This is a genomic window from Streptomyces sp. LS1784 (genome assembly GCF_020103755.1).
Taxonomy (GTDB): Bacteria; Actinomycetota; Actinomycetes; order Streptomycetales; family Streptomycetaceae; genus Kitasatospora.
Map to the genome: position 1 here is coordinate 1 of NZ_JAHSQD010001188.1, position 818 is coordinate 818.

Annotated in this window: 1 protein-coding gene; it reads right to left on the bottom strand. The window is 77.9% G+C overall.

What is annotated here, in order from left to right:
• On the bottom strand, positions 1-818 hold an 818-nt coding region (locus KS423_RS46460; RefSeq protein WP_224285657.1), incomplete at both ends, for an alpha/beta fold hydrolase.

Sequence of the window (818 nt, forward strand, 5' to 3'; positions counted from 1 at the left end):
GAGGCGCTGCGGGGCGGCGGCCGGGTCTGCGCCGAGCGGGCAGGCCGGCCCGTCCTCGGTGGCGCAGGCGGCGGCGAAGGCCCGGAGCCCGGCCTCGGCTGCAACGGCCTGCTCGATGCCGAGCCGCGTCGCGGGGACGCTGTGGTCGACGGCTCCGTCGAGGACGAGCCGGCCGGTGCGTTCGGGGAACTCCTCGGCGTAGCGGGCGCCGAGGTGGGTGCCGTAGGAGAAGCCGAGGAAGTCCAGCCTGCGTTCGCCGAGGGCGCCGCGCAGCACGTCGAGGTCGCGGGCGGTGTCGCGGGTGCCGAGGTGCGGGAGCAGGTCGGCGTGCCGGGCGCGGCAGGCCTCGGCGAGGATCCGGCCGTGGTCGTAGGCCGGGTCGTCGGTGGCGTCCCACTGGTCGCGGGTGCGGTCGTCCAGGCAGTGGACGGGGGTGGTGTCCCCGGCGCCGCGCGGGTCGAAGCCGACCAGGTCGTACCGGTCGTGCAGCGGCCCCTGGTAGCCCTTCCAGCCCCAACGGACCATGTCGACGCCGGAGTTGCCGGGGCCGCCGGGGTTGAGCAGCAGGGCGCCGATCCGCTGCTTCCGGTCGGCGGCGGGCACCATGGCGAGGGCGACGTCGACGGTGCGGCCGCCCGGGTCGGCGTAGTCGAGCGGGACCTTGAGGGTGGCGCACTGCACGACGGCCGCGTCCGGGTCGGCGCCGTCCTCGTCGGGGCAGCGCCGCCAGTCGATCCGCTGGTCGTAGAGCGCGCGCAGGGCGGGGGTCGCGGTGGCGGCGGCCCGCTCGTCCAACGGCGGCCGGGCGGCCGGGCGGG